The sequence below is a fragment of the Flavobacterium lacustre genome (assembly GCF_027474525.2).
Taxonomy (GTDB): domain Bacteria; phylum Bacteroidota; class Bacteroidia; order Flavobacteriales; family Flavobacteriaceae; genus Flavobacterium; species Flavobacterium lacustre.
In genome coordinates this window covers 2,245,401-2,267,618 of sequence record NZ_CP114882.2, presented here as the reverse complement: position 1 = coordinate 2,267,618, position 22,218 = coordinate 2,245,401, and the positions used below count along the sequence as shown (strand labels likewise).

The 22,218-nt window shown below is 34.1% G+C and carries 21 protein-coding genes, 1 tRNA gene and 1 pseudogene; 9 read left to right on the top strand and 14 right to left on the bottom strand.

Going from position 1 to position 22,218, the window contains the following annotated elements:
- The first annotated feature begins 135 nt into the window (after window positions 1–135).
- From O6P34_RS09890 to O6P34_RS09880, 3 genes are all read left to right on the top strand, one after another.
- Window positions 136–594 carry a hypothetical protein gene (locus O6P34_RS09890; RefSeq protein ID WP_269684346.1) on the top strand — a complete coding sequence of 153 codons (459 nt, stop codon included), beginning with the start codon at window positions 136–138 and terminating at the stop codon, window positions 592–594.
- A gap of 169 nt (window positions 595–763) precedes the next feature.
- The gene (locus O6P34_RS09885) at window positions 764–1,303 is read left to right on the top strand and encodes a DUF2975 domain-containing protein (RefSeq protein ID WP_269684345.1); all 540 of its coding nucleotides are present in this window, start codon (window positions 764–766) and stop codon (window positions 1,301–1,303) included.
- Window positions 1,304–1,306: 3 nt separating this feature from the next.
- Window positions 1,307–1,510, top strand: coding sequence for a helix-turn-helix domain-containing protein (locus O6P34_RS09880; RefSeq protein WP_269684344.1), 204 nt, complete (start codon window positions 1,307–1,309; stop codon window positions 1,508–1,510).
- A gap of 444 nt (window positions 1,511–1,954) precedes the next feature.
- Here O6P34_RS09880 and O6P34_RS09875 read toward each other — a convergent pair.
- The 6 genes and pseudogenes from O6P34_RS09875 to O6P34_RS09850 all read right to left on the bottom strand — a co-directional run bounded on the left by O6P34_RS09875 (window position 1,955) and on the right by O6P34_RS09850 (window position 4,883).
- Window positions 1,955–2,035 (bottom strand) — tRNA-Tyr (locus O6P34_RS09875).
- Window positions 2,036–2,209: 174 nt separating this feature from the next.
- Window positions 2,210–2,596, bottom strand: a pseudogene (locus tag O6P34_RS09870) (TlpA family protein disulfide reductase); the annotation flags it as partial.
- Between the two features lie 18 nt (window positions 2,597–2,614).
- A complete protein-coding gene (locus O6P34_RS09865; protein WP_269684343.1) occupies window positions 2,615–3,382 on the bottom strand; it encodes a DUF4369 domain-containing protein in 768 nt (255 codons plus the stop codon).
- 228 nt (window positions 3,383–3,610) lie between these two features.
- Entirely contained in the window at window positions 3,611–3,865 is a 255-nt protein-coding gene (locus O6P34_RS09860) for a hypothetical protein (protein ID WP_269684342.1), read from the bottom strand.
- A gap of 178 nt (window positions 3,866–4,043) precedes the next feature.
- Entirely contained in the window at window positions 4,044–4,484 is a 441-nt protein-coding gene (locus O6P34_RS09855) for a KTSC domain-containing protein (protein ID WP_269684341.1), read from the bottom strand.
- Between the two features lie 153 nt (window positions 4,485–4,637).
- On the bottom strand, window positions 4,638–4,883 hold the full coding sequence (locus O6P34_RS09850; RefSeq protein WP_269684340.1) for a hypothetical protein: 246 nt from the start codon (window positions 4,881–4,883) through the stop codon (window positions 4,638–4,640).
- Between the two features lie 90 nt (window positions 4,884–4,973).
- On the opposite strand from O6P34_RS09850, the gene O6P34_RS09845 reads away from it, so the two are divergent.
- On the top strand, window positions 4,974–5,525 hold the full coding sequence (locus O6P34_RS09845; protein ID WP_269684339.1) for a hypothetical protein: 552 nt from the start codon (window positions 4,974–4,976) through the stop codon (window positions 5,523–5,525).
- Here O6P34_RS09845 and O6P34_RS09840 read toward each other — a convergent pair.
- Together O6P34_RS09840 and O6P34_RS09835 are read right to left on the bottom strand one after the other, a co-directional pair.
- Window positions 5,522–5,917 carry a response regulator gene (locus O6P34_RS09840; RefSeq protein WP_269684338.1) on the bottom strand — a complete coding sequence of 132 codons (396 nt, stop codon included), beginning with the start codon at window positions 5,915–5,917 and terminating at the stop codon, window positions 5,522–5,524. The two genes, O6P34_RS09845 and O6P34_RS09840, sit on opposite strands and share 4 nt — an antisense overlap.
- Complete coding sequence (locus O6P34_RS09835) at window positions 5,917–8,757, bottom strand: PAS domain S-box protein (RefSeq protein WP_269684337.1); 2,841 nt, start codon at window positions 8,755–8,757, stop codon at window positions 5,917–5,919. The genes O6P34_RS09840 and O6P34_RS09835 overlap by 1 nt, the downstream gene beginning before the upstream one ends.
- A gap of 290 nt (window positions 8,758–9,047) precedes the next feature.
- Here O6P34_RS09835 and O6P34_RS09830 point away from each other — a divergent pair, with 290 nt between their 5' ends.
- From O6P34_RS09830 to O6P34_RS09820, 3 genes are read left to right on the top strand one after another with little or no spacing between them, the layout of a single operon-like run.
- Complete coding sequence (locus O6P34_RS09830) at window positions 9,048–9,200, top strand: hypothetical protein (protein WP_269684336.1); 153 nt, start codon at window positions 9,048–9,050, stop codon at window positions 9,198–9,200.
- An 11-nt stretch (window positions 9,201–9,211) separates the two neighbouring features.
- Window positions 9,212–9,448 carry a hypothetical protein gene (locus O6P34_RS09825; RefSeq protein ID WP_269684335.1) on the top strand — a complete coding sequence of 79 codons (237 nt, stop codon included), beginning with the start codon at window positions 9,212–9,214 and terminating at the stop codon, window positions 9,446–9,448.
- Window positions 9,449–9,474: 26 nt separating this feature from the next.
- Window positions 9,475–9,858 carry a YchJ family protein gene (locus O6P34_RS09820; RefSeq protein WP_269684334.1) on the top strand — a complete coding sequence of 128 codons (384 nt, stop codon included), beginning with the start codon at window positions 9,475–9,477 and terminating at the stop codon, window positions 9,856–9,858.
- A gap of 76 nt (window positions 9,859–9,934) precedes the next feature.
- Here O6P34_RS09820 and O6P34_RS09815 read toward each other — a convergent pair whose 3' ends face one another.
- Window positions 9,935–11,134 (bottom strand): pyridoxal phosphate-dependent aminotransferase, encoded by a 1,200-nt coding sequence (locus O6P34_RS09815; protein WP_269684333.1) that lies wholly within the window; start codon window positions 11,132–11,134, stop codon window positions 9,935–9,937.
- A 125-nt stretch (window positions 11,135–11,259) separates the two neighbouring features.
- Between O6P34_RS09815 and O6P34_RS09810 the strand changes: the two genes are divergently transcribed.
- Entirely contained in the window at window positions 11,260–12,588 is a 1,329-nt protein-coding gene (locus O6P34_RS09810; RefSeq protein WP_269684332.1) for a PDZ domain-containing protein, read from the top strand.
- Between the two features lie 54 nt (window positions 12,589–12,642).
- On the opposite strand, the gene O6P34_RS09805 is transcribed toward O6P34_RS09810, so the two are convergent.
- Complete coding sequence (locus tag O6P34_RS09805; RefSeq protein WP_269684331.1) at window positions 12,643–13,032, bottom strand: DUF1573 domain-containing protein; 390 nt, start codon at window positions 13,030–13,032, stop codon at window positions 12,643–12,645.
- Window positions 13,033–13,236: 204 nt separating this feature from the next.
- On the opposite strand from O6P34_RS09805, the gene O6P34_RS09800 reads away from it, so the two are divergent.
- A complete protein-coding gene (locus O6P34_RS09800) occupies window positions 13,237–15,870 on the top strand; it encodes a valine--tRNA ligase (protein ID WP_269684330.1) in 2,634 nt (877 codons plus the stop codon).
- Window positions 15,871–16,239: 369 nt separating this feature from the next.
- On the opposite strand, the gene O6P34_RS09795 is transcribed toward O6P34_RS09800, so the two are convergent.
- The 4 genes from O6P34_RS09795 to O6P34_RS09780 all read right to left on the bottom strand — a co-directional run bounded on the left by O6P34_RS09795 (window position 16,240) and on the right by O6P34_RS09780 (window position 22,208).
- Window positions 16,240–16,788 (bottom strand): PepSY-associated TM helix domain-containing protein, encoded by a 549-nt coding sequence (locus O6P34_RS09795; RefSeq protein ID WP_269684329.1) that lies wholly within the window; start codon window positions 16,786–16,788, stop codon window positions 16,240–16,242.
- 58 nt (window positions 16,789–16,846) lie between these two features.
- Entirely contained in the window at window positions 16,847–19,069 is a 2,223-nt protein-coding gene (locus tag O6P34_RS09790) for a TonB-dependent siderophore receptor (RefSeq protein WP_269684328.1), read from the bottom strand.
- A 194-nt stretch (window positions 19,070–19,263) separates the two neighbouring features.
- Complete coding sequence (locus O6P34_RS09785; RefSeq protein ID WP_269684327.1) at window positions 19,264–19,743, bottom strand: DUF6265 family protein; 480 nt, start codon at window positions 19,741–19,743, stop codon at window positions 19,264–19,266.
- Window positions 19,744–19,916: 173 nt separating this feature from the next.
- A complete protein-coding gene (locus O6P34_RS09780) occupies window positions 19,917–22,208 on the bottom strand; it encodes a DNA topoisomerase 3 (RefSeq protein WP_269684326.1) in 2,292 nt (763 codons plus the stop codon).
- Window positions 22,209–22,218 lie beyond the last annotated feature (10 nt).

Genomic DNA, 22,218 nt, shown 5'->3' with positions numbered 1-22,218 from the left:
TTTTCCCTTTCCACTATTTTTGGTAATGTAAATCCGCGAAAATTGCGTACGCAAACCCTTTTTTTTTTACTATTTGAAAACGACTGCTTTTCAAGTACAAAACAACAATTTACATACCTTAAATAACAAAATACAATGGATTTAGGAACCTCAATCATAGGCATAATAATAGTAGCAATATGCATTTTACCCTTTATTTTAATCGGTTTTAACAATAACAAAAAACGAAAAAAAACACTTCAACATCTTTCTGACACCGCAAAAACCAACAATTGCACCATCGAAAAAAGTGAATTTTGGCACTTAACAGCCATCGGAATCGACCAATCAAACAAAATGCTTTTCTTCACCCGAAAAACAGATGGTGCAGCCATTTATAAAACAATTGATTTGTCACAAATACAAAAATGCAATTTGGTCAGAACCGAAAGCACAAATAGAGCAATCGGCAAACTGAAATTACAACTGGAATTTTATGACAAAAACAAACCCAATGTCAGTTTAGAATTTTACGACAAAGACCAAAGTATGTCTTTAGTAAATGAAATCGAAATAAGTGTAAAATGGCATAAAATCATAAATCAAACCCTTTAAAAAAAGCATTAATAAGTAGAAAGCACGGATGAATATCCGTGCTTTCTTATTTCAAAAAACACATACAATTCTTTCTATAGAGTTTTTAAAATTACTTTTATCAGTACATATTTATTGTTTATCAATAAATATTTATTATTTTAGCCAAATACTTTAAAAATCTGAAACAATGATGTCAAAAAAAAATAACTTCGTATTTAAAGCTCTGAGTATTGTGGCTTGGATCATTTTCGTTGGCTTATGTATTGAAGCCGGAGGTTTAATAGTCAATTTTATATTCAGTATTCTCAAACCTGAAATGGTCCATAATTTATATCAAAAAATGGATTTAAGCGAATTGTACAATCGCAGCCAATGGGCTTTCTACGGTATGTATAGTTTTGTTTTAGTCATTTCAATCCTGAAAGCCATCTTATTTTATATCGTTATCCGACTCATCAGTAAACTCGATTTGGAAAAACCATTCAATAATTATGTTTCGAAACAAATTACACAAATTAGCTATTTCACTTTTTCTATTGGACTTTTGAGCTACATAGCGAGAGAAACTGCTAAAAACTTGCAGCAGCATGGATACGAAATCGACCAATTAAATCAATTTTGGATTGACAGTCAGGCGTTTATTTTGATGGCAGCTGTGGTCTATGTCATAGCAGCAATTTTCAAAAAAGGAATTGAAATTCAATCAGAAAACGAACTAACAATTTAAACTATGGCAATAATAGTAAACTTAGATGTAATGATGGCAAAACGTAAAATTTCGCTGAACGAACTTTCTGCGATGGTAGATTTAACCTTATCTAATCTTTCCATTTTAAAAACCGGAAAAGCAAAAGCCATTCGTTTCAGTACATTAGAGGCCATTTGTAAAGCATTAGATTGTCAGCCCGGGGATTTGTTAGAATACACAGACTAACTTTTTGATAACACCACCAAAACTCCATTTCAGCTCCATATTAGAGACAAAACTACACCGCTCTCCACAAGGATCACATCTCTTTATTAAAACCAAAAATGCGACAGTATATTCATTTAAGATATTCCTAAATGGAAAAGGGAGAATTCTCCTGCCTGCAGTTACCATTCTTGTACCTGCAATTGCGATTCTTGTGGCTGCAGTCACGATTCTCCTATCTGTAGTTATGATTCTTCTACCTGCAGTTACGATTTTTCTACCTGTAATTATGATTCTTGTACCTGAAGTTAAGATTCTCCTATCTGTAGTTATGATTCTTGTGGCTGCAGTTACGATATTACCATGCCCATTTAGAATTTTTCACTATTCACTTAAAATGTTTCTAAAATCAACTTTAATTTTAGTACAAAAAAAAACTCTTCAAAGTAAATTGAAGAGTTTTAGTGGGGAGAGCAGGATTCGAACCTGCGAAGTTTACACAGCAGATTTACAGTCTGCCCTCGTTGGCCGCTTGAGTATCTCCCCAAGACTAAATAAGTAAACTTATTCGGCTAACCGGGTGCAAATATAAAAACTGTTTTCGGGTTTCCAAATTAAATTTGCACTTAATTTTGGTATTATTTTTAATCAGTTGGCTTTGAATAAAATAAAAAAATCTCCACTAGGGAGATTTTTTATATTTAAATAGTAAGAAAGGATTTATTTAGCCAAAAGTTCAATAATTTTTGCTCTAAGCGCATCGCCTCTTAAATCTTTTGCTACAATTTTACCAGACGCATCAAGTATAAAAGTCGCAGGAATAGATTCTACTTTGTATTGAATAGCTATAGGCTCATCCCAAAATTTCAAATTAGAAACATGATTCCAAGTTAATTTATCTTTTGCAATTGCTTCTTTCCAAGCTTTTGCATCTTTATCTAAAGAAACACCAATAATATTAAGTCCTTTAGCATGTAACTCTTTGTAAATAGCCACTACATTTGGATTTTCCTGACGACAAGGACCACACCATGAAGCCCAGAAATCAACTATAGTAACTTTTCCTAAACTTTCCTTCAGAGAAATGGTTTTTCCCTCTGGATTAGGTCCGGAAAAATCCGTTCTTCATTTACTCTCAGCTGGAGCTGGTGCCGGTGCAGTTGCTCCTACGCCAGAACCTTTCAATTCAGAAAGTCTCAATTTAATCGCTTTACCTGGTTTAGTATTTTTTAATGATTCTTCCAAACCATTGTATATTGCTTCAGCTTTTTTCACATCAGTACTTGGGTCATTAAGCATTCCTTGTACGATTAAAGCCGTGATAAATGATTTTGGATGAGATTCAGCATAAGTCAAATATTTCGCTTTTGAAGCTTCACCAACTTCTTGTTGAATTTTAGAAAACTCTTTCATCAAACCATTGATTACAGCAGTATCTTTAGTTTGTTGAGCAGTATTCATTAATTGTGTATTCTTAGTTTGAAAATCAATTAATTTCTTTTGAACTTTAGTAATTTCTTCGTTAAAAGTAGCATACTCATCATTATTGTAAGTTCCTGAAACTTTAGATTTTGCAATACTGTCTTTATTGATGGCGATGGTTACTTCTCCATTTTCTAAAATAAACGGTATTTTAGCTTGTGCTCCTTCTAATTGAATAGTGTAAAATGAAGGCTCAGTGATTTTTCCTTTCATTTCAAATTTACCATTCTCAACTTTTACAGTATCCTTGGCAACTAAACCCATACCATTAGCATCTTGAGTCTCTAAGATAATTGTTTTACCATTTTCGATTCCTGTTGCAGTACCTGAAATGATGTATTCATCTTTGCCCACTTTGCTACAAGAAAATAAAACAACAGTAGCAGAAAGTAATAAAATTATTTTTTTCATTATAAATTAGTTAATTGATTTAAGTCTGCAAAAGTATTTAAAATTATAAAGTATCAATAATTTTATACCCTAAATTTTTGTTATAGTTTTTATTTTTTAATTGTTTTGAAGATACTATTTCCTATTTAGCCAATTTAATGATAGATTGTTAATAAGAGTAAGTTGTTAAACAAGGAAAAAAGGAAGAGACAAACAGCTGAAAAGCGTTATCCGCAACTTAAATTATAGTTATACAGATTGGGATTCCGTATCAGAAAAATTATTTTTCAATTGACATGCTTTGATATTTGATTCAGCATGTTCTATTTCATTCAATGTAATTTTGATATCTAGATTGACCATTCGCAATGCTTTGTGCAAATCAGAACAAATAGGACTTGATTGTAATTTAAAATCAATTTCATCCTTTTGCATTTTTAACATATCAAGAGTTTCCTTGGCTTTCTTGTATTGAGATTGGTATAGTTTGAAAGAGCTGTTCATAATCTGGTTAGGTTTCGGGGTCGAATAAATGGCTAAAATACTAAAAACAAGTGAATTACACAATCACTAAAAGTGGGTATTTTCTAAAAATTATTCTCAAAGTAAAAAACAGCCTTTCATCCCATAAAAAAAGCACTCTTTTAAGGAGTGCTTTTGAATTTTTATCTAAAAAACCAGCTTAGTCTTGGTTGATTGTTTTTCTCCAAGTAAAAGAATTTAAGATATGTCTTTTTGCAAATCTTCCTGGAGAATCAGCATTTACCATTTTCACGTAAGTCGCTTTAGGAACACTAATGTATTCATAAACACTACCGTTAGAAAAGTTAATGATCAATCTTCCTTCTACGAATTTATAATCCGTAATGGTAGAAGTTGAAATAGTTTCTGTGTATTCAGGTAAGTTTTGTTTGATTGTTTCAGGATTGATGCTTACCAAGAAATGATATGCTTCAATAATTTTTTTACTGTTTTCTTCAGCAGCTTTCAATCCGATTTCATCGCCTTGAAATTTATCCGGATGCGCTTCTTTCATCGCATTACGGTAAATCGTTTTTAAATCTTTAAGCTCAGCAGTTTTGTCTACATTTAGCAGTTTGCGGTATTCAACTATTTTTTTCATAAATAAGGTAACTACTTGTCTTTTAACATGAATTCAATATCATTTAAATTCAAAATCGACAAATTTTTTGCAAAGGTACACTTTTTTTTAACTTTTTAGTTTATCCAAAAAAAATAATCGAAAATTGAACTCTTTTTGGAATAAAAAAAAAGACTACTGTTGCGGTTTATTATTGGCTTTATCGAAGTTTTTTGACTTTTTTGGGTATTTATTGTAACTGATATCGCTTGGATTTTCGATAATTGATTTTATTGTAATCCAGTCTCCAATAGTATGGGCTTGTGCCATCTTATAGTCTAAAAGATATTCACCACAAAAAAAATTGCCGTTTTCATCTTGCTCCATTATTCCGGTAAAAATTCCTTTTTGTAACATTTTTTCATGAGAAGGCTTGGTCATAATCAATTTAATTTAAAGATTTAATTTTGCAAAGTTAATCAATTATTGTTTCTCTTATGCGCTTTCAGGCTTTCTCATTATCTTTGTTTTATGGAAAAAACATTTCGACCCAACCCTAATTCATTCAAAAACACCTTTTGTGTTTTTAAGGAACAAAACTTAAAATCTATCGAGAATTTAAAATTGCAATTCCAAAGTAAATCTGGCAGTTGCTATTATTACACCACAATCGGAATGTACCGATTATCAAATCATTGGGGACGATTGGCTAACAGCAAATGGCGTTTAGAACCAATGGAACCCGAAACAGATTCTAAAACAAAAGTAGGTTTTGCCGCTTGGACAGAATTTTATCCAGATAATGCTCTGGAAGAATTGTATTATTTAGAAGCGGATTATTTAAAAAACACAGTCAATTACCAACACAAAAATAATCCCAACTACGATCATAAAGCATTACTTCGCACCAGTTTTGAAACGACAAAAAGAATCAAACAAATTAGAAATTTACAAAATCTGACTTCTTGGGCTAAGTATTTTGAATATGATGATTTAACTGTTTTGAGACAACAAATCATTGAAGAACTAATTTTTACCAATAAAACATTAGAAGAAATAAAAAGAGAAATACAAGTAGCTTAAATTTCGGATACGATTTCATACAAAGCATCCATAGTAATGGGTTTTGACAAGAAACCTAAAATTTCGGTATACGTTTTAGCTTTATCTTTATCTTGAACTGCAATTGATGAACTAACTATATAAATGGCTATTTTTTGCTTTAGTTTTGATTTATAGGATACTATTTCATCCATGAATTCCCATCCGTCCATGATAGGCATATTAATATCTAATAAAATGACATCTGGTATATTTTCGTTGTTTTCGATTGCTTTTTTCAAAGCATCAATAGCATCTTTTCCGTTTTTATAGGAAGAAAAAGATGAAAACAACTCTATTTTACTAATGATTTTACGGACAATTATTTGGTATATATTGTCATCATCAACTATCCATATCTCTTTTTTTTTCATTAAATATAGATTTTAAATGTGGTCCCTATATTGGGTTCGCTTTCTATAGAGATACTACCGCCCATAGCATCAATTTGATTTTTGGTGATAAACAACCCAATCCCTTTTGAATCAGAATTAGTGCTGAATGTTTTGTACATACCAAATATTTTATCTCCATTTTTGTGAAGATCAATCCCAATTCCATTATCCGTGATTTGAAGCACTTTTTTATCTTTCTCCGTATAAAAATCAATTGTAATTTCTGGTTTGCGATCCGGATGACTGTACCGAATAGCATTTGAAATCAAATTAAGAAAAACACTTTGCATATAAGCCGGATTGTACATTACAACAACATCGGATGGAATATTATTTATTATTTGAACATCTTTTATCGCAATTTGTTCCGTAAGAATGGCAATGGCTTCCTCACTATATTGCTTCAAATTCAAAGATTCGTATACAATATCTATATTTGCTTTTATATTAACAACTTCATTAAGATTGTGCATGGTATCATTAAGCGACTGGGTAACTTTTTTTAGTAATTGTACCATTTCCAACGTTTCCTCTTCTGATTCCGAAAATTCTATCAATGAAGTTATAGATTCAATGTTACTGGAATGGGATCTTAAATTATGAGATACAATATAAGAAAAATTAAGTAATCTCTTGTTCTGTTCTGTGACTAAATCTAAAGAGCTGCTTAAATCATTTTCGGCCTGTTTCATTTTGGTAATATCAATCATAATTCCACGAGAACTTACTGGCACATCATTTTCAAAAACAAAATTTATGATATCTCTAATCCATACTATTTCGCCTTTTTTATTAACCATTCGGTATTCATAATCATGGTTTAAACCTTTTTTATTTAAAGATGCTGAGTATTCTAAAACCCATTTTTTATCCTCAGAATAGATGTGGTCTTCCCAAAAAGTGGAGCATGACAAATATTCTTTTACAGAATAGCCCAATATTTTCTCCACTTTTTTACTGATGAAAGTCAAAGTAGCAGTTACTAAATCAAATTCCCATACAATACCATCAATAGTGTCTATTAATGATTTTATATTTTTTTGAGAATTAATAATTATTTTTTCAGAAGTTTTTCGCTCTGTGATATCTTCGGTAGAAAGGATTACTCTTTCAAACGATTCTTCGTAACCTTGAATAACACTCCATCTCAAATTAATATCGCGATATTCTCCATTCATATTTTTTATTCTCGAATCAATACTAAATTGTTTCGCATTTTGAGAAATGGCAACCAATTGTTTCTTTACTTCATCAAACGACCCAGAGTCAATTAATTGACTTAGATTGTCCATTAATGTAGCTTTATCTTTGACTTTATGAAGTTTTAAACACTCATAATTAACATCAATAATTTTAACTAACGAAATGCATTTGTAAAATTCATCTGGATTTTCATTAAAAAAAGAGTAAACATACTCGGGGCTTTTATTCATTAAATCCAGCTCAATAAGATAGTTTTTCACTCCAGAAAAATCCTCTTCCCATAACGGCATAAGCGAATTATCAAAAAGGGATCTAAATCGTGTTTCACTTTTTTTTATTAATTCCTGAGCTTGTTTTGTTATTGTGATATCTTTTATAAAAGCAATATTTACTGTAGGTTTTTCATTTACTTTCCAAAGTGGAGAAACCGTCAAACTTACCCAAATAATTTCTCCCGTTTTTGTCACATATCGCTTTTCCGAAGAGTACTCTCGAACAACACCCTCCCTGAGGTTTTTTAAATGTAATAAACTTATCGAAACATCATCCGGATGCGTAAATAAAGTTAGGTTTTTCTTGTTTATCTCTTCTTCAGAATAGCCTAACATGCTACAATATTTTTCGTTGACCTGAACTAAATCACCCGAATTTGCATCAACAATTGCAAAACCCACAGTGGCTTGATCAAATATAGACTTAAACTTCATTTCATTTTTCTGAAGTTCATTTACTTGGGCATCAACTAAAAGCTGTAATTTTTTTGGTTTATTTAATAACTTAGTGGTCAAAACACCTAAAAAAGCGGCAATAATAATCCCAAAAAGCAATGGTAATATAAAAATATGCAAAAAACTATTTGTTTCTTTTTTGATCAAATAAAGCTTCCAATCACTCTGAGGCATGACATAAGAAACATACTGGTCTTTAGACAAATCACTTTGAATCGGCAGAAAAAATACTTCTTTATTCGTAATAGGACTTACCTTAGAAAACTGAAAATAATACTTGGTTTGATCTAGAGAGTTGATTCCGGCAGTATTTAGTAACGTTTCAAATTTAATAACTACAGCGGTAAATCCCCAAAACTTATTTTGATTGTAAACAGGTATTCTACCAACAATGCCCATTCCTCCTTGTTTTAACTTTAACGGACCGGCAAAATAAATTTGTTGGGTTTTTATTGATTTTCTAGCTTCTTGTTGAAGTGTTGAGGAATCTAAAATATTTAGATTTAATGCGGCCTCATTTCCCTTTAATGGATAGATGTACTTTATAGCTCCGTTTGGCACTAATTCAACAGCACTTACAACTGGATTTGATTCTATAAGTTTACGTGATATCTCTTCAAAATTCTGTGGAATACCATTGTCATCAATACAAAGTGCTAATGAAACTGTTGTTCCGTAACTGGTTCTAAGAGATTCTTCAATATTTTGATGAATATTTTTAAGAATAATATTCATTTCATTTTGCTCGCTGTCTTTCAATATCTGATACCGAAGTGTATTGAGAAAAACAACTCCAACACTAAAAACCAGGAAAATTAAAAATCCTGAAGTTTTAGGTCTAATTACAAACCAATCTACGAAATTTGACCACTTAGTTTCGGTACTCATTTATTAATTTGATAGGCTTAGGGCAAAGCTGATTATTCGCTAATTTACAAATATAATTTTTCAGCAACTGAAATATTTATTAAATACTGTTAAACCAAAATTTTATATTAATATTTTAAAATTAAGAAATTTATTAATTCCTTATACGTATTGAGCAATAAAATAATAGAGAAGCTAGATAATTAACTGTATTTTACCCTGTTTTTTTCTATTATTTAAACCAATACAAGAAACAACAGAACTAATTTCTACCTTTGCCCTATTGATTAAAAAATAAAAGTATAAATACCATGGGCAGAAATAACGAACGAAATATAAAAAAGCATAACGATAAGTTGCATAAAGCACAAGATAAAGTAAAAAATGCCGAAATCCTTCGTAAAGAAAAGTTGAAACAAATAGTTAAAAAATTTAACGAAACTAAAGCTTCAGAGAACAATTAAAGCAATATATAATGGAAAATAATAAATTCAGCGAATTCAAAAACGGCGTTCAGGAAATCATTGATTTGATTGCTCATAAAAACTACAAAGAGGCAAATAACAAGCTGGTAGATGTTAGTGAAGAACTAGATGAACTGTTGGATCATTCTGAAGAGGATGAAGACTTGATCGAAATCAGTAAATATCAAGTACTGTTGAATCAATTGCAACAAAAAATGATTGCCTTAGACGGACAATTTGGCTTATAAATTCAACTTCATTTATTAAAAACAAAATGATTTCTAAAAAATGCTATTGTGGAGCTTCAAAAGCGTTCAAAGAATGCTGCGAAATCTATATAAACGGAATTCAAAAAGCACCAACCGCCGAAGCTTTGATGCGTTCCAGATACGCTGCTTATGCCACTCATAATGCCGATTATTTAGTCGCTACAACACACATTTTGCAAAGAAAACACCATTCTAAAAAAGACATTTTAGATTGGGCAACTGCTAATCAATGGTTGCGATTAGAGATTCTGAAAACAACTGAAAATACAGTAGAATTCAAAGCCTATTATCTAAATAGCGAACAACAACAATCATACATTCATCATGAAAAATCTACTTTTATATTCGAAAACGAGAGTTGGTTTTATGTTGATGGTACATTTCATTAATTGAACTGTTTTTAATAAAAAAATCGGTCCGAAAAGTACTTTCGGACCGATTTTGTAAATGTATATTCGGTATTTCTTAGTTCTTTCTTGAATTGTATACCGGAATAGCCTCCTTAAGTATACGAACTGCACTTACTAAATCTTCTCTTTTAAGAACATAAGCAATACGCACTTGATTGAGTCCCATTCCTGGTGTCGAATAAAAACCGGCAGCGGGAGCCACCATAACAGTTTCCCCATTCAAATCATAACTTTCTAAAAGCCATTGTGCAAAATCATCTGTATTGTCAACAGGAAGTTGTGCAATACAGTAAAATGCAGCTTTAGGTTTGGTTACAATCACACCTTCAATTTTATTCAATTCTGAAATTAGAGTATCTCTTCGCTCTTTGTATTCTGAAATTACTTCGTCAAAATAACGCTGCGGAGTATCTATTGCTGCTTCACAAGCTATTTGTTCAATTGTTGGCGGACACAAACGAGCTTGAGCAAATTTCATTGCTGCCGATATCACCTCTCTATTTTTTGTAACCATACAACCAATTCTTGCCCCACACATACTATATCGCTTAGATACAGAATCTATCATGATGACATTTTGTTCTAATCCTTCAAGATTCATCACAGAATAATGAATATCGTCATCGTATATAAATTCTCTATAAACCTCATCTGCAATCAGGAACAAATCGTATTGTTTCGCCAGCTTACCCAATTGTAAAATTTCTGATTCAGAATACAAATGACCCGTTGGGTTACTTGGATTACAAATCAAAATTGCTTTGGTCTTTGGCGTAATCAATTTCTCAAATTCCTCAATAGGAGGCAATGCAAATCCGGATTCAATAGTTGAAACTACCGGAACTACAGTAGCGCCGGATTCTGCTGAAAACGCACTGTAATTAGCATAAAAAGGTTCCGGAATAATGATTTCATCTCCCTGATCCATAATACTTCCCAAAGCAAATAGAAGCGCTTCAGAACCACCTGTTGTGATCATGATGTCTTCAAAAGATACTTTTACATTTTGATTGATGTAAAATTCAGCTAATTTTTTTCTGTAACTTTCATAACCAGCTGAAGGACCATATTCAATAATAGTTAAGTCAATATTTTTGATGGCTTGAATGGCTGCTTCTGGACTTTTTATATCAGGTTGACCTATGTTTAAATGGTATACTTTATGACCTTTTTTCTTTGCCATTTCAGCAAAAGGGGCCAATTTTCGTATTGGTGACTCAGGCATTTGTTTGCCTCTGTTTGATATTTCTGGCATGTTTCAATTATTGAAGTGCAAAATTGCATTTTTTTTTCGAAAATTTCTGCAAAACCAAAGCGTATTTGTTATAAAATCCATACAATTTATCCATTTTTTGTGTAATTTTATTAAAATGATTCCAAATGAAAAATACAATCTCAATATTTTTCCTACTTGTTTTTGCCCTACCCCTTTTAGCTCAGGATGAATTTCATTTTGTCAGCCAAAATAAAAAGGTCAGTATTCCTTTTAAGTTAATTAACAATCTCATCTTTATCCCCATCAAAGTGAATGGTATAGAATTGAATTTCTTGCTGGATTCCGGAGTCGAAGAAACCATTTTGTTTGGTCTGGAAGACAAAAAAGAAGTCAGTTTTTTTAATGTTGAAAAAATAACCTTACGAGGACTTGGCAGTTCAGATGCTGTTGAAGGCCTAAAATCAACCCGCAATATATTAGAATCCCACGGAATAAAATCTACAAACCATACCCTTTACGTCATTTTAAATCAAGATTTTAATCTTTCTTCTCATGTGGGAATCCCTGTAAATGGGATTATAGGCTACAACTTTTTAAAAAATAATTTAGTAGAAATTAACTACGAAAAAAAGAAAGTTGTCATTTATAACAACAACGAAAAAAACAGAAATAAATCAGCAAAAAAGTACACTAAAATCCCTATTACCCTTGAAAAAAACAAGCCTTATTTAATGACTAAAATCATTCTTAAAGAAGTTGAATTACCGGCTAAATTATTAATTGATATTGGCAACAGCGATGCACTTTGGCTTTTTCAGAATCTTTCGAAAGCGATACAAATACCCGAGAAAAATTTTGAAGATTACTTAGGACAAGGTTTTAGTGGTGAAGTTTTTGGAAAAAGAGCCCGAATCGATCAATTTTCTTTGAATGGATTTGAATTTAAAAATCCTATAGTGGCTTTTCCGGATACCAGTTCGATAAAAAACGTAAAAATGATACCGGGCCGTTTGGGTTCTGTTGGTGGTGAAATATTGAAACGCTTTACCTTGGTTTTTGACTATCCGAATAAATTCCTGTATCTGAAGAAAAACAATGATTTCTACACCCCTTTTACCTATAATAAAAGTGGCATCGAAATACAACATCATGGTTTACAATGGGTTCAGGAAACAGTTAAACTACAAACAGTTCCTAGTGATGCTGGAGATATTGATCCCGGAGCTATCAGTATTACAAATGATTTTAGATATAAATTTGAATTGAAACCGGTGTATCAGATTTTAAATTTAAGGGAAGATTCTACAGCTGCGCTTTCCGGTTTGCAAAAAGGGGATATCATTGTCAGCATTAATAAAGTCAAAGCCTACAGATACACGTTGCAGGAAATTAATTCACTTTTAAAACCCGAAGAAGAAAAATGGATTACTATTGAAGTGGAACGAAACAGTCAAATTTTATCATTCAAATTCCTGCTGACAGATATTTTATAAAAAAAAAACGCCTTTTGAAAAATCAAAAAGCGTTTAATATCTTGTATTGAAAAATTAATTGGTAATTACTTCACCTTTTATTTTTAAGGCCACTCTACCACCATCAACGTTTACTGCATTAGACTCTACAGTAATGGTTTTACGAATTGGACCTGGCGCCATATTGTATTTGATTTCAATTTTTCCTTTTTTCCCAGGCATAATTGGATCTTTCGGTTTCGTAGGAACAGTACATCCGCAAGTTGATAATACATCGGTAATAATCAAGGGCGAATTTCCGGTATTTGTAAATTCGAATACTCGCATACCAGAATCACTTCCTTTTGAAATTTTTCCGTAATCAATGGTATTATCTTTTGCGGAAAATTCAATTTTCGGTCCATTTTGAGCAAAACTGATAGTACTGATAAATACGAATGCTATTAAAGTGATTATTTTTTTCATTTCATTTTTTTTAATTGATTTAGTAAAGTTACTTTCTTTTAATTAACGCACAAATTTTTATTTCTCTTTTTATACTGTACTTAATTATTTACTTTTGTGCCCAATAAAATACAAAAATCAGACCAAAGGTAATGGCTAACTGTTTAATCTATTAATTATATAACTGATTGACCAATTAACCGAATCATCAAATTCCACAATAAAATGACAATTCCTGCACAATTCGACGCTAAGACTATTGAAAACAAGTGGTATGACTACTGGATGAAAAACAATTATTTTCACTCAGAACCAGATCATAGAACACCATATACCATTGTAATTCCACCACCTAATGTGACTGGCGTTTTACACATGGGACACATGTTGAACAACACCATTCAAGATGTATTAATACGAAGAGCGCGTCTAAAAGGCTTCAACGCCTGCTGGGTACCGGGAACAGATCACGCCTCAATTGCAACAGAAGCTAAGGTTGTAGCGAAGTTAAAAGCCGAAGGAATCAATAAAAATGATTTGACTCGGGAAGAATTTTTGGCGCATGCCTGGGAATGGACAGACAAATATGGAGGAGTAATTCTGGAACAACTCAAGCAATTGGGATGCTCTTGTGATTGGGACAGAACCAAGTTTACTATGGATCCTGATATGTCAGCATCAGTAATTCGTTCTTTTGTGGATTTATACAACAAAGGATTGATTTATCGCGGATACCGAATGGTAAACTGGGATCCCGAAGCCAAAACGACTTTGTCTGATGAAGAAGTAATTTATGAAGAACAACAAGGAAAACTATATTTCTTACAATATAAAATCGAAGGAAGTGAAGATTTCTTGACGATTGCAACAACGCGTCCGGAAACTATTTTTGGAGATACCGCGATTTGTATTAATCCAAATGACGAACGTTTTGCCCATTTGAAAGGTAAAAAAGCGATTGTGCCTATTTGTGGAAGAGTAATTCCAATTATCGAAGATGAATATGTTGATATCGAATTTGGAACTGGTTGTTTGAAAGTGACTCCGGCTCACGATATGAATGACAAAACCTTAGGCGAAAAACACAATTTGGAGATTATTGATATTTTCAACGAAGATGCTACGCTGAATAGTTTTGGATTACACTACCAAGGACAAGATCGTTTTGTGGTTCGTGAGGCTGTCGCCAAAGAATTAGAAACCATCGGCGCTTTGGCCAAAACCGAAACACACTTAAATAAAGTAGGAACTTCCGAAAGAACCAAAGCCGTAATCGAACCTCGTTTATCAGACCAATGGTTCTTGAAAATGGAAGATTTGGTGAAACCGGCAATTAAATCGGTATTAGAAGACGGTGAAATCAAATTGCATCCGGCACGTTTTAATAATACGTACGCGCATTGGTTAAACAACATTCGCGACTGGAATATTTCCCGTCAATTGTGGTGGGGACAACAAATTCCGGCGTATTTCTATGGCGATGGAAAAGAAGATTTCGTGGTTGCCGAAAACATAGAAGATGCTTTGGCTTTAGCCAAAGAAAGAACTAAAAACTTACACCTTACAACTGCTGACTTAAAACAAGATGTTGATGCATTAGATACTTGGTTTTCGTCTTGGCTGTGGCCAATGTCTGTTTTTGGAGGAATTATGAATCCTGAAAACGAAGATTTTAAATACTATTATCCAACGAATGATTTAGTGACCGGACCAGATATTTTGTTTTTCTGGGTGGCGCGAATGATTATTGCAGGATATGAATATACGGGCAAAAAACCATTTACCAATGTATATTTGACTGGTTTAGTTCGTGACAAACAACGTCGTAAAATGTCTAAATCATTAGGAAATTCTCCTGATCCTTTAGATTTGATTGAGAAATTTGGAGCAGACGGAGTTCGTGTAGGATTGCTTTTGAGCGCTTCTGCAGGAAACGATATTATGTTCGACGAAGAATTGTGTAATCAAGGAAAAGCGTTTACCAATAAAATCTGGAATGCTTTTAAACTAATCAAAGGTTGGGAAGTTTCGGAAACAATTCCGCAACCGGAATCTTCAAAAGTGGCAATTGAATGGTATGAAGCAAAATTGCAACAAACCCTTCTTGAAATTGAAGATAATTTCGAGAAATACAGAATTTCTGATGCGTTGATGGGGATTTATAAATTGGTTTGGGACGATTTCTGTTCTTGGTTCCTTGAAATGATAAAACCGGCCTACCAACAACCAATTGACAGCGTAACTTTGGCGAAAGCCATTGAAATGTTAGAAAATAACTTGAAATTATTGCATCCGTTTATGCCGTTCCTGACAGAGGAAATTTGGCAAATTCTTGCCGAAAGAACGCCGGAAGAAGCTTTAATCGTTTCGAATTGGCCAGCAATAAAACCATTTAATGCAGGATTAATTGCTGATTTTGAAAACACCATCGAAGTGATTTCCGGAATTAGAACGATTCGTAAAGACAAGAACATTCCGTTCAAAGATACTATTGAATTGAAGGTGGTGAATAATGACAACGTTTCGACTTATTTTGATTCGGTTGTGACCAAATTAGGAAACATCACTTCACTAGAATATGTTTCGGATAAAGTGGACGGTGCGTTATCTTTCCGTGTAAAATCGAATGAGTATTTCATCCCAATCACTGGAAATATTGACGTAGAAGCGGAGATTGCTAAACTTACTGCTGAATTGGTTTACACGCAAGGTTTCTTGAAATCAGTTCAAAATAAACTCGCAAATGAGAAATTTGTAGCTGGTGCGCCGGAGAAAGTATTGGCAAACGAAAGACAAAAAGAAACCGATGCTTTGGCAAAAATTGAAACAATAGAACATAGTTTGGCGGGGTTGAAATAACCGTTAAAACCTTTAGAATTAACAATCCCATTTCCTGTAAAAGGAGATGGGATTTTTTTTATTCAACATTTAAAAATCAATTAAAACTACCTATCAATTGATGAAATTCATCAATGCATATATAAATCTCATTAAAATTCAATTGAAATTCATCAAAAAATAAACAACTAACCCTCTATATTTTAATAAAAAACATTAATAAATAAGCACTTAGTATTTATCAATTGATAAAAAGTACCAATTGATTAATGAATATCAATAAAGAAGCCACCAAATAACTGAATACTATTAGAAGTTAGAAATTCCAGATGGATTTAAACAAAAAAAATCCGTGTCACCACGGATTTTAACAAACCAAAAACCTATTATTTAACCGAATATAATTAAGAATAATAAAGGAAAAACAACTCCGGCAACTGCTAGTTTCCATCCTCTTTGCTTCCAACTGAATTTTCCGGCTTTTACCATTATCGTACCAGTCAACGCAATGATGATAAGGCTTATCGCAAAAATATCAGAATAGTAAATCCAGAAATTAGAGGTGCTTTTGTGTAGTTTCATTGTTTGACTGATGATTGGCGTTTTTATAAAAGTGACAATCTCCCCTTTTCCGGTTTTCATATCAATTTCAACGTCATTGTTTTCGAAGGATATTTTAAATTCTCCTTTCTTAACCATGTGCCGTCTCATTTTGTCTTGAATGCCCAGTTGTTTTCCTAAATCTTCCGCAAACTGCTCATTGATTTCACTTTCGGCAGGCAATTTGACTTCAATCGCTTTGGTTTGAGTCGTATATTTATCAGGATGCCACGCTTCTCTGTGGTTCATCAAAAGTCCGGAGAAAGCGAAAGAAACAATGAGTCCGATATAGAAATACCCTAAATCGCGATGTAAATTCCGAAAGTTAATTTTTTTCATGTTTAATAAGATTAGTCTTTTCTAATGGTTGACGCAGTTATAAATAATAAGGGGGCAATTAGAATTTATATTTTATGCTGGTCATCACTTGGCGAGGTGCAATTGGGTTCACACTATAATTTTCGTGTACGGTATAATTCAACTCATTAGTAATATTGGATAGTTTACACAAAATCGAAAATTGTTTCCACTCATATCCTGCAGACAAATCTATTGTTGTGTAGCCTTCAAGCGGAATTTCTCTGTCATTAATAGTTTGCACCTGAGTGGTTGGATTAATTACAATTTGACTGTTCCATCCTCCTACTCGATTCCCTATATAATTAGCCATAGTTCCAAAAGACACCCCTTTTAAAACCCCTGAAGGCAAGGTGTAGAAAAAGCTTAAATTAGCTGTATTTGCTGGAGTTCTAACCAAGCGGTCTCCTTCGATAAAGCTGCCGTTTAATCCCGAAGTTTTAGTGTAACGCATGTCATTATAACTGTAACCTGCGGTAATATTTAAACCAGCTGTTGGTTTAGCAGTAATGTCAATTTCAATTCCTTTGCTGGTTGTTTCACCACTCAAAACTTTGATTGAGGTATCCGTATTGTCTGAACCGTCTGCTTTAAATTGGGCAGTTTGAGCTAAATTGCTGTTTACAATTTGGTATAAAGTAACATTTGTACTCAAGATTCCTCTCCAAAAATCTTTTTTAACCCCAACTTCAAACTGGTCAATGATAGAAGGTTCTATTGCATCACCTTGAACCGTTGTTCCTGTGTTTGGTGTAAAAGAGTTGGCATAACTTGCAAATAAAGACATGTTTTTTGTAGGTTGAAATACAAGTCCTAATTTTGGAGAAAAAGCAAGATCTTTAAGCTTATTAGCTTCCGTGATAACCACCGGAGTTTTAGTCAAATCGTGCGTATCAACTTGAGCTTCTTGCCAAGACCAACGCAATCCTGCCAATACTTTGAACTGTTCAGTAATCGAGATTAAATCCTGAGCATAAACTCCAAAACGATTGGTTGTTGTTTTTACTATTCTGGTATTCGTCCCGTCAGGAATTCCGGTTCCTTGATTAAAATTTTCGAAATCAAAAATATTCCCGCTTCCGTATATAGTCGGGCTAAAAGTGAATGTGTACGCTTGCGCAAAAGAGTTTTCAAAATCAACACCGGTGAATAATTGATGTTTGATTTTTCCGGTAGTAAAACATCCTTGTAAACTCAATTGCTCTCCAATGATTTGTTCTAAATTTTTGTTTTGTCCAAGAGGTCTGCTCCAATCACCATTTGCGGCAGGTTGAACACGCTCAGTTCCTTTTGAAGTTCGGCTGTAATTTTGAAAAGAAGTATTGAAATTCAATTTCCAATTTTTACTAAATTCATGATTTACCAATCCGGAAACCGATGATTGTTTTGTTTGTCCGTTAGACCAATTCGCACCTAAATATAAGTTACGAGGAAGATCAACAATTTCTTTACCGATGATTCCTGTTCCAAAATCAGGCGTCCAATCGTCATGTAAATAATCTCCTTGCAAAGTAATTTCCGTTTTACCGCTCACTTTAAAAAGAACCGACGGATTAACATAATAACGTTCTCTTTTTACAACATCTCTAAAGCTTTCTGAATTTTCATAAGAACCATTGAATCGGTAGGCAATTGTATTATTTAATGGACCGTAGATGTCTATTGAAGGTTTGTAAAACGAATAACTTCCCATTTGCATGCTGATTTCTCCCCCTTTTTTGAAAGAAGGTGATTTTGTCACCATATTCAATATTCCTCCCGGAGCTACATTTCCAAATAATAAAGCAGCACTCCCTTTTAAAACCTCGACTTTTTCTAAGGAAGAAACTTCAGGAATAGAACCTGCATTATAGCGGAATCCGTTTTTAAACATATTATTGGCAGACATATCATATCCGCGTGAAAAAAACGATTCTTGTGCGCCACCACGAGCAGAACCAACATACACACCGTTTACATTTTTTACGACATCACTCAATCGGATGCTTTGTTGTTGTCCAATAATTTCAGCGCCTATTACTTGTACACTTTGTGGAGTATCCATTGGTTTCAAACCTGATCTTAGAGCAGAAACCGGCTTTTTCTCTTTATTCGCAGTAACAATAACTTCTTTAAGAACTTGGCCTTTTTTATTTTTTACAGTATCAAAAGGGGAAGTTACAGTTTCATCATACTTACTATCGTCAGATACATTTGCAGTTTCTTGGGCGAAAACTGACAAGCTAAATAATAAGGTTAACGTGGGGAACAAAATATATTTCATATCGTTTATTTGGAATAATTAAAAATAACAGTGCAAATATAAAACCCACATTTGAATTAACAAAACTTATTTAGACTTAATATAAACAACAAATAAAGATACTTTTCAAAACTCTAAAAATCAATATTTTATAAACATAAAAAAACCTTGTTTTTTTAGAACAAGGCACTAATTTAAGTCGATATGTTAAAAATTTATTTGATTTTTTTCATCGAAAACTGTTCGGAGGTGGGTTTTGCTTGTTGGATTCCTGAAATTTTAGCGACCAAACTGTTCGGAGTTGTTTGGGTGTAACTTATTTTTTGAGGATAATCGTGTTTTGGGTTTTCGAACACTAATTGTTTCTCGGTGGCGGTTGTTAATTTGAAAGCAACCGGTTTATCATCGTTTTGACCTTTTACGGCTGCACTATACGTTAACTCCTCCCCTTTTTGTTGCAAGGTTATGGTTTCAAAATGCAAGGTGTCTTCTTCTTTTATATAATATGAAGTTGCTTGAAACGTGCTGTCGTTTACCTTTTTCCAAGTTTCTTGTAAATATCCGTCGGGGGATTTGCTTTGCCATTTACCCAGAAGCCATTGCGATGCTTTGATTTTATCGTTTTTGTTTGAATCTGAATTTTTGCAGGCAGCAACTACTAAAAGCAGGACCAAAATTGTGAATGTCTTTCTCATAGCTGCAAAATTATGAAAAAGATTAGTTCACTGTCTAATTATTTTATTGGTTTTGAAAGCAGTTTGGTTTTGAACTAGCCCAGATAGCAGCGGCATCCTTTTTAGGATTTTTTAATCCTAAAAAGATAGAGCGGATAGCTGGAAAAAGCTCCTGAAAATAGCGATGATTGTACTTACTTACTTTCGTTTAAGATGGCATAAACCAGTTCTTTGGATGGTTTTTGGTCTTTTAGTTTTGTTCGGACCGTATCGAAAGTGACTTTGAAATCGCAACCCGATTTATACTGGCTGCAACCATACGCGGTGTTTCCTTTGAGCACGGTTCCTTTCTGGCATTTTGGGCAGGTTAATGTGTCGGGGATGGTTTTTGGTTCTGTTTTCTTGGGTTCCAATACGAGTTTGAAGTTTTCGTCAAAGCGCAATAAACCTTCTACAACGCCAGCATCGGTTTTGAAATCTTTCAGGTTTACGGTTGATCCTTTTTGAAGTAATCGCAAGTATTGGTTTTCGGATATTTTTTTATCGGCGAAAGTATAAGGCAACAGAAACGTGCAACCCGCTTTGTAATCCGCGCAACCAAAGGCAGATTTCCCTTTGATGAGTGTTGCTTTTTTACATTTTGGGCAGGCTTCCGCCAAAATTCCTGCGGCTTTCTTTTGCTCTACTTTAGCGACTTCTTTTTGCACATTTCCCGCATGGGAGATATTGGCGCGTCTGGTTTCGCTTCGGACTTCGTAGACCAAAGCTTCGACCATGCGTTTCATATTATTGATAAACGAACCCGCAGTAAAGGTTCCTTTTTCGATGTCTTTCAACTGTTTTTCCCAAGAACCAGTGAGTTCAGCCGACTTCACCAAATCATTTTGAATGGTGTCAATCAGTTGAATCCCTGTGGGGGTTGGCAATACCTGTTTCTTGTTCCGAACGATGTATTGGCGTCTGAAAAGGGTTTCAATAATATTGGCTCGTGTGGAAGGACGCCCAATACCGTTTTCTTTCATCAATTCGCGCAAGTCTTCATCATCTACTTGTTTGCCTGCGGTTTCCATGGCGCGCAATAAGGTAGCTTCGGTAAACTGATTCGGGGGTTTGGTTTCCTTTTCTAAGAATGAAGGTTGGTGTGGTCCTTTTTCACCAATGACAAAACTCGGTAAGATGTCGGCTTCTTTTTCTTTGGCGTTTGGGTCTTCAAAAACTACGCGAAATCCCTTTTTCAGAATTTCTTTTCCCGTGGTTTTGAAGAGAACATCTGCGGCTTTACCGATTACGGTAGTATTGGCCACCAAACAATCGTCATAAAACACAGCAATAAATCGCTTGGTAATGATGTCATAGACTTGCTGTTGGTTGTATTGCAAGTTGGTTTGAATCCCCGTAGGAATTATGGCGTGGTGATCTGTTACTTTTTTATCGTTGAAAACCTTGGGCGATTTTTTAATCTTCTTTTCTAAAAGAGGTTGCGTTAAGGCGGCATAATTCGTCAAGTTCTTCAGAATGCCTGGCACTTTTGGATAGATATCATTGGGTAAAAACGTGGTATCGACTCTGGGATAGGTGACTACTTTTTGTTCGTACAGTGTCTGTGCAATCTTAAGTGTTTCATCGGCTGAAAAGCCAAACTTAGTATTGCAATAGACTTGCAGGCCTGTTAAATCAAAGAGTTTTGGTGCAAACTCATTGCCGTTCTTTTTTTCGACAGCTATAATTTCGAACTCACTTTCTTTGACTTTATTGGCCAAGAGTTCACCATCTTCTTTGTTTAGAAAGCGTCCTTCTTCATAACTGAACAGCGTTTCTCTGTACAAGGTTTGCAATTCCCAATAGGGTTGCGGTTTGAAATTCTCGATTTCTTTGAATCGGTCCACGACCATGGCTAAGGTTGGGGTTTGCACCCTTCCGATAGACAACACTTGCTTGTATCCGCCGTGTTTTACGGTGTACAAACGGGTGGCATTCATCCCCAATAACCAGTCACCAATGGCTCTGGAAAATCCGGCGTAGTATAAATTATCATAGTTGGCAGATGGTTTTAAGTTCTGAAACCCTTCTTTGATGGCTTCGGTGGTCAGGGATGAAATCCACAGGCGTTGCACCTCGCCTTTGTACTGGGCTTCGTTCATGACCCAGCGCTGAATGAGTTCTCCCTCCTGCCCGGCATCCCCGCAGTTGATGACCAAGGTGGCTTTGTCGAACAGGCTTTTTATGATTTTGAATTGCTTTTGGATTCCTGAATTTTCGACCACTTTGGTTTCGAATTTGTCGGGAAGCATGGGCAGGTTGTTCAAATCCCAGCTTTTCCAGTGGGGTTTGTAATCGTTGGGCTCTTTGAGGGTGCATAAATGGCCAAAGGTGTAAGTTACGGCATAGCCGTTGCCTTCGTAATACCCATCGTGCTTGGTATTGGCTCCTAAAACGGATGCGATTTCGCGGGCTACACTTGGTTTTTCGGCAATACAGACCTTCATTTTCTCCTTC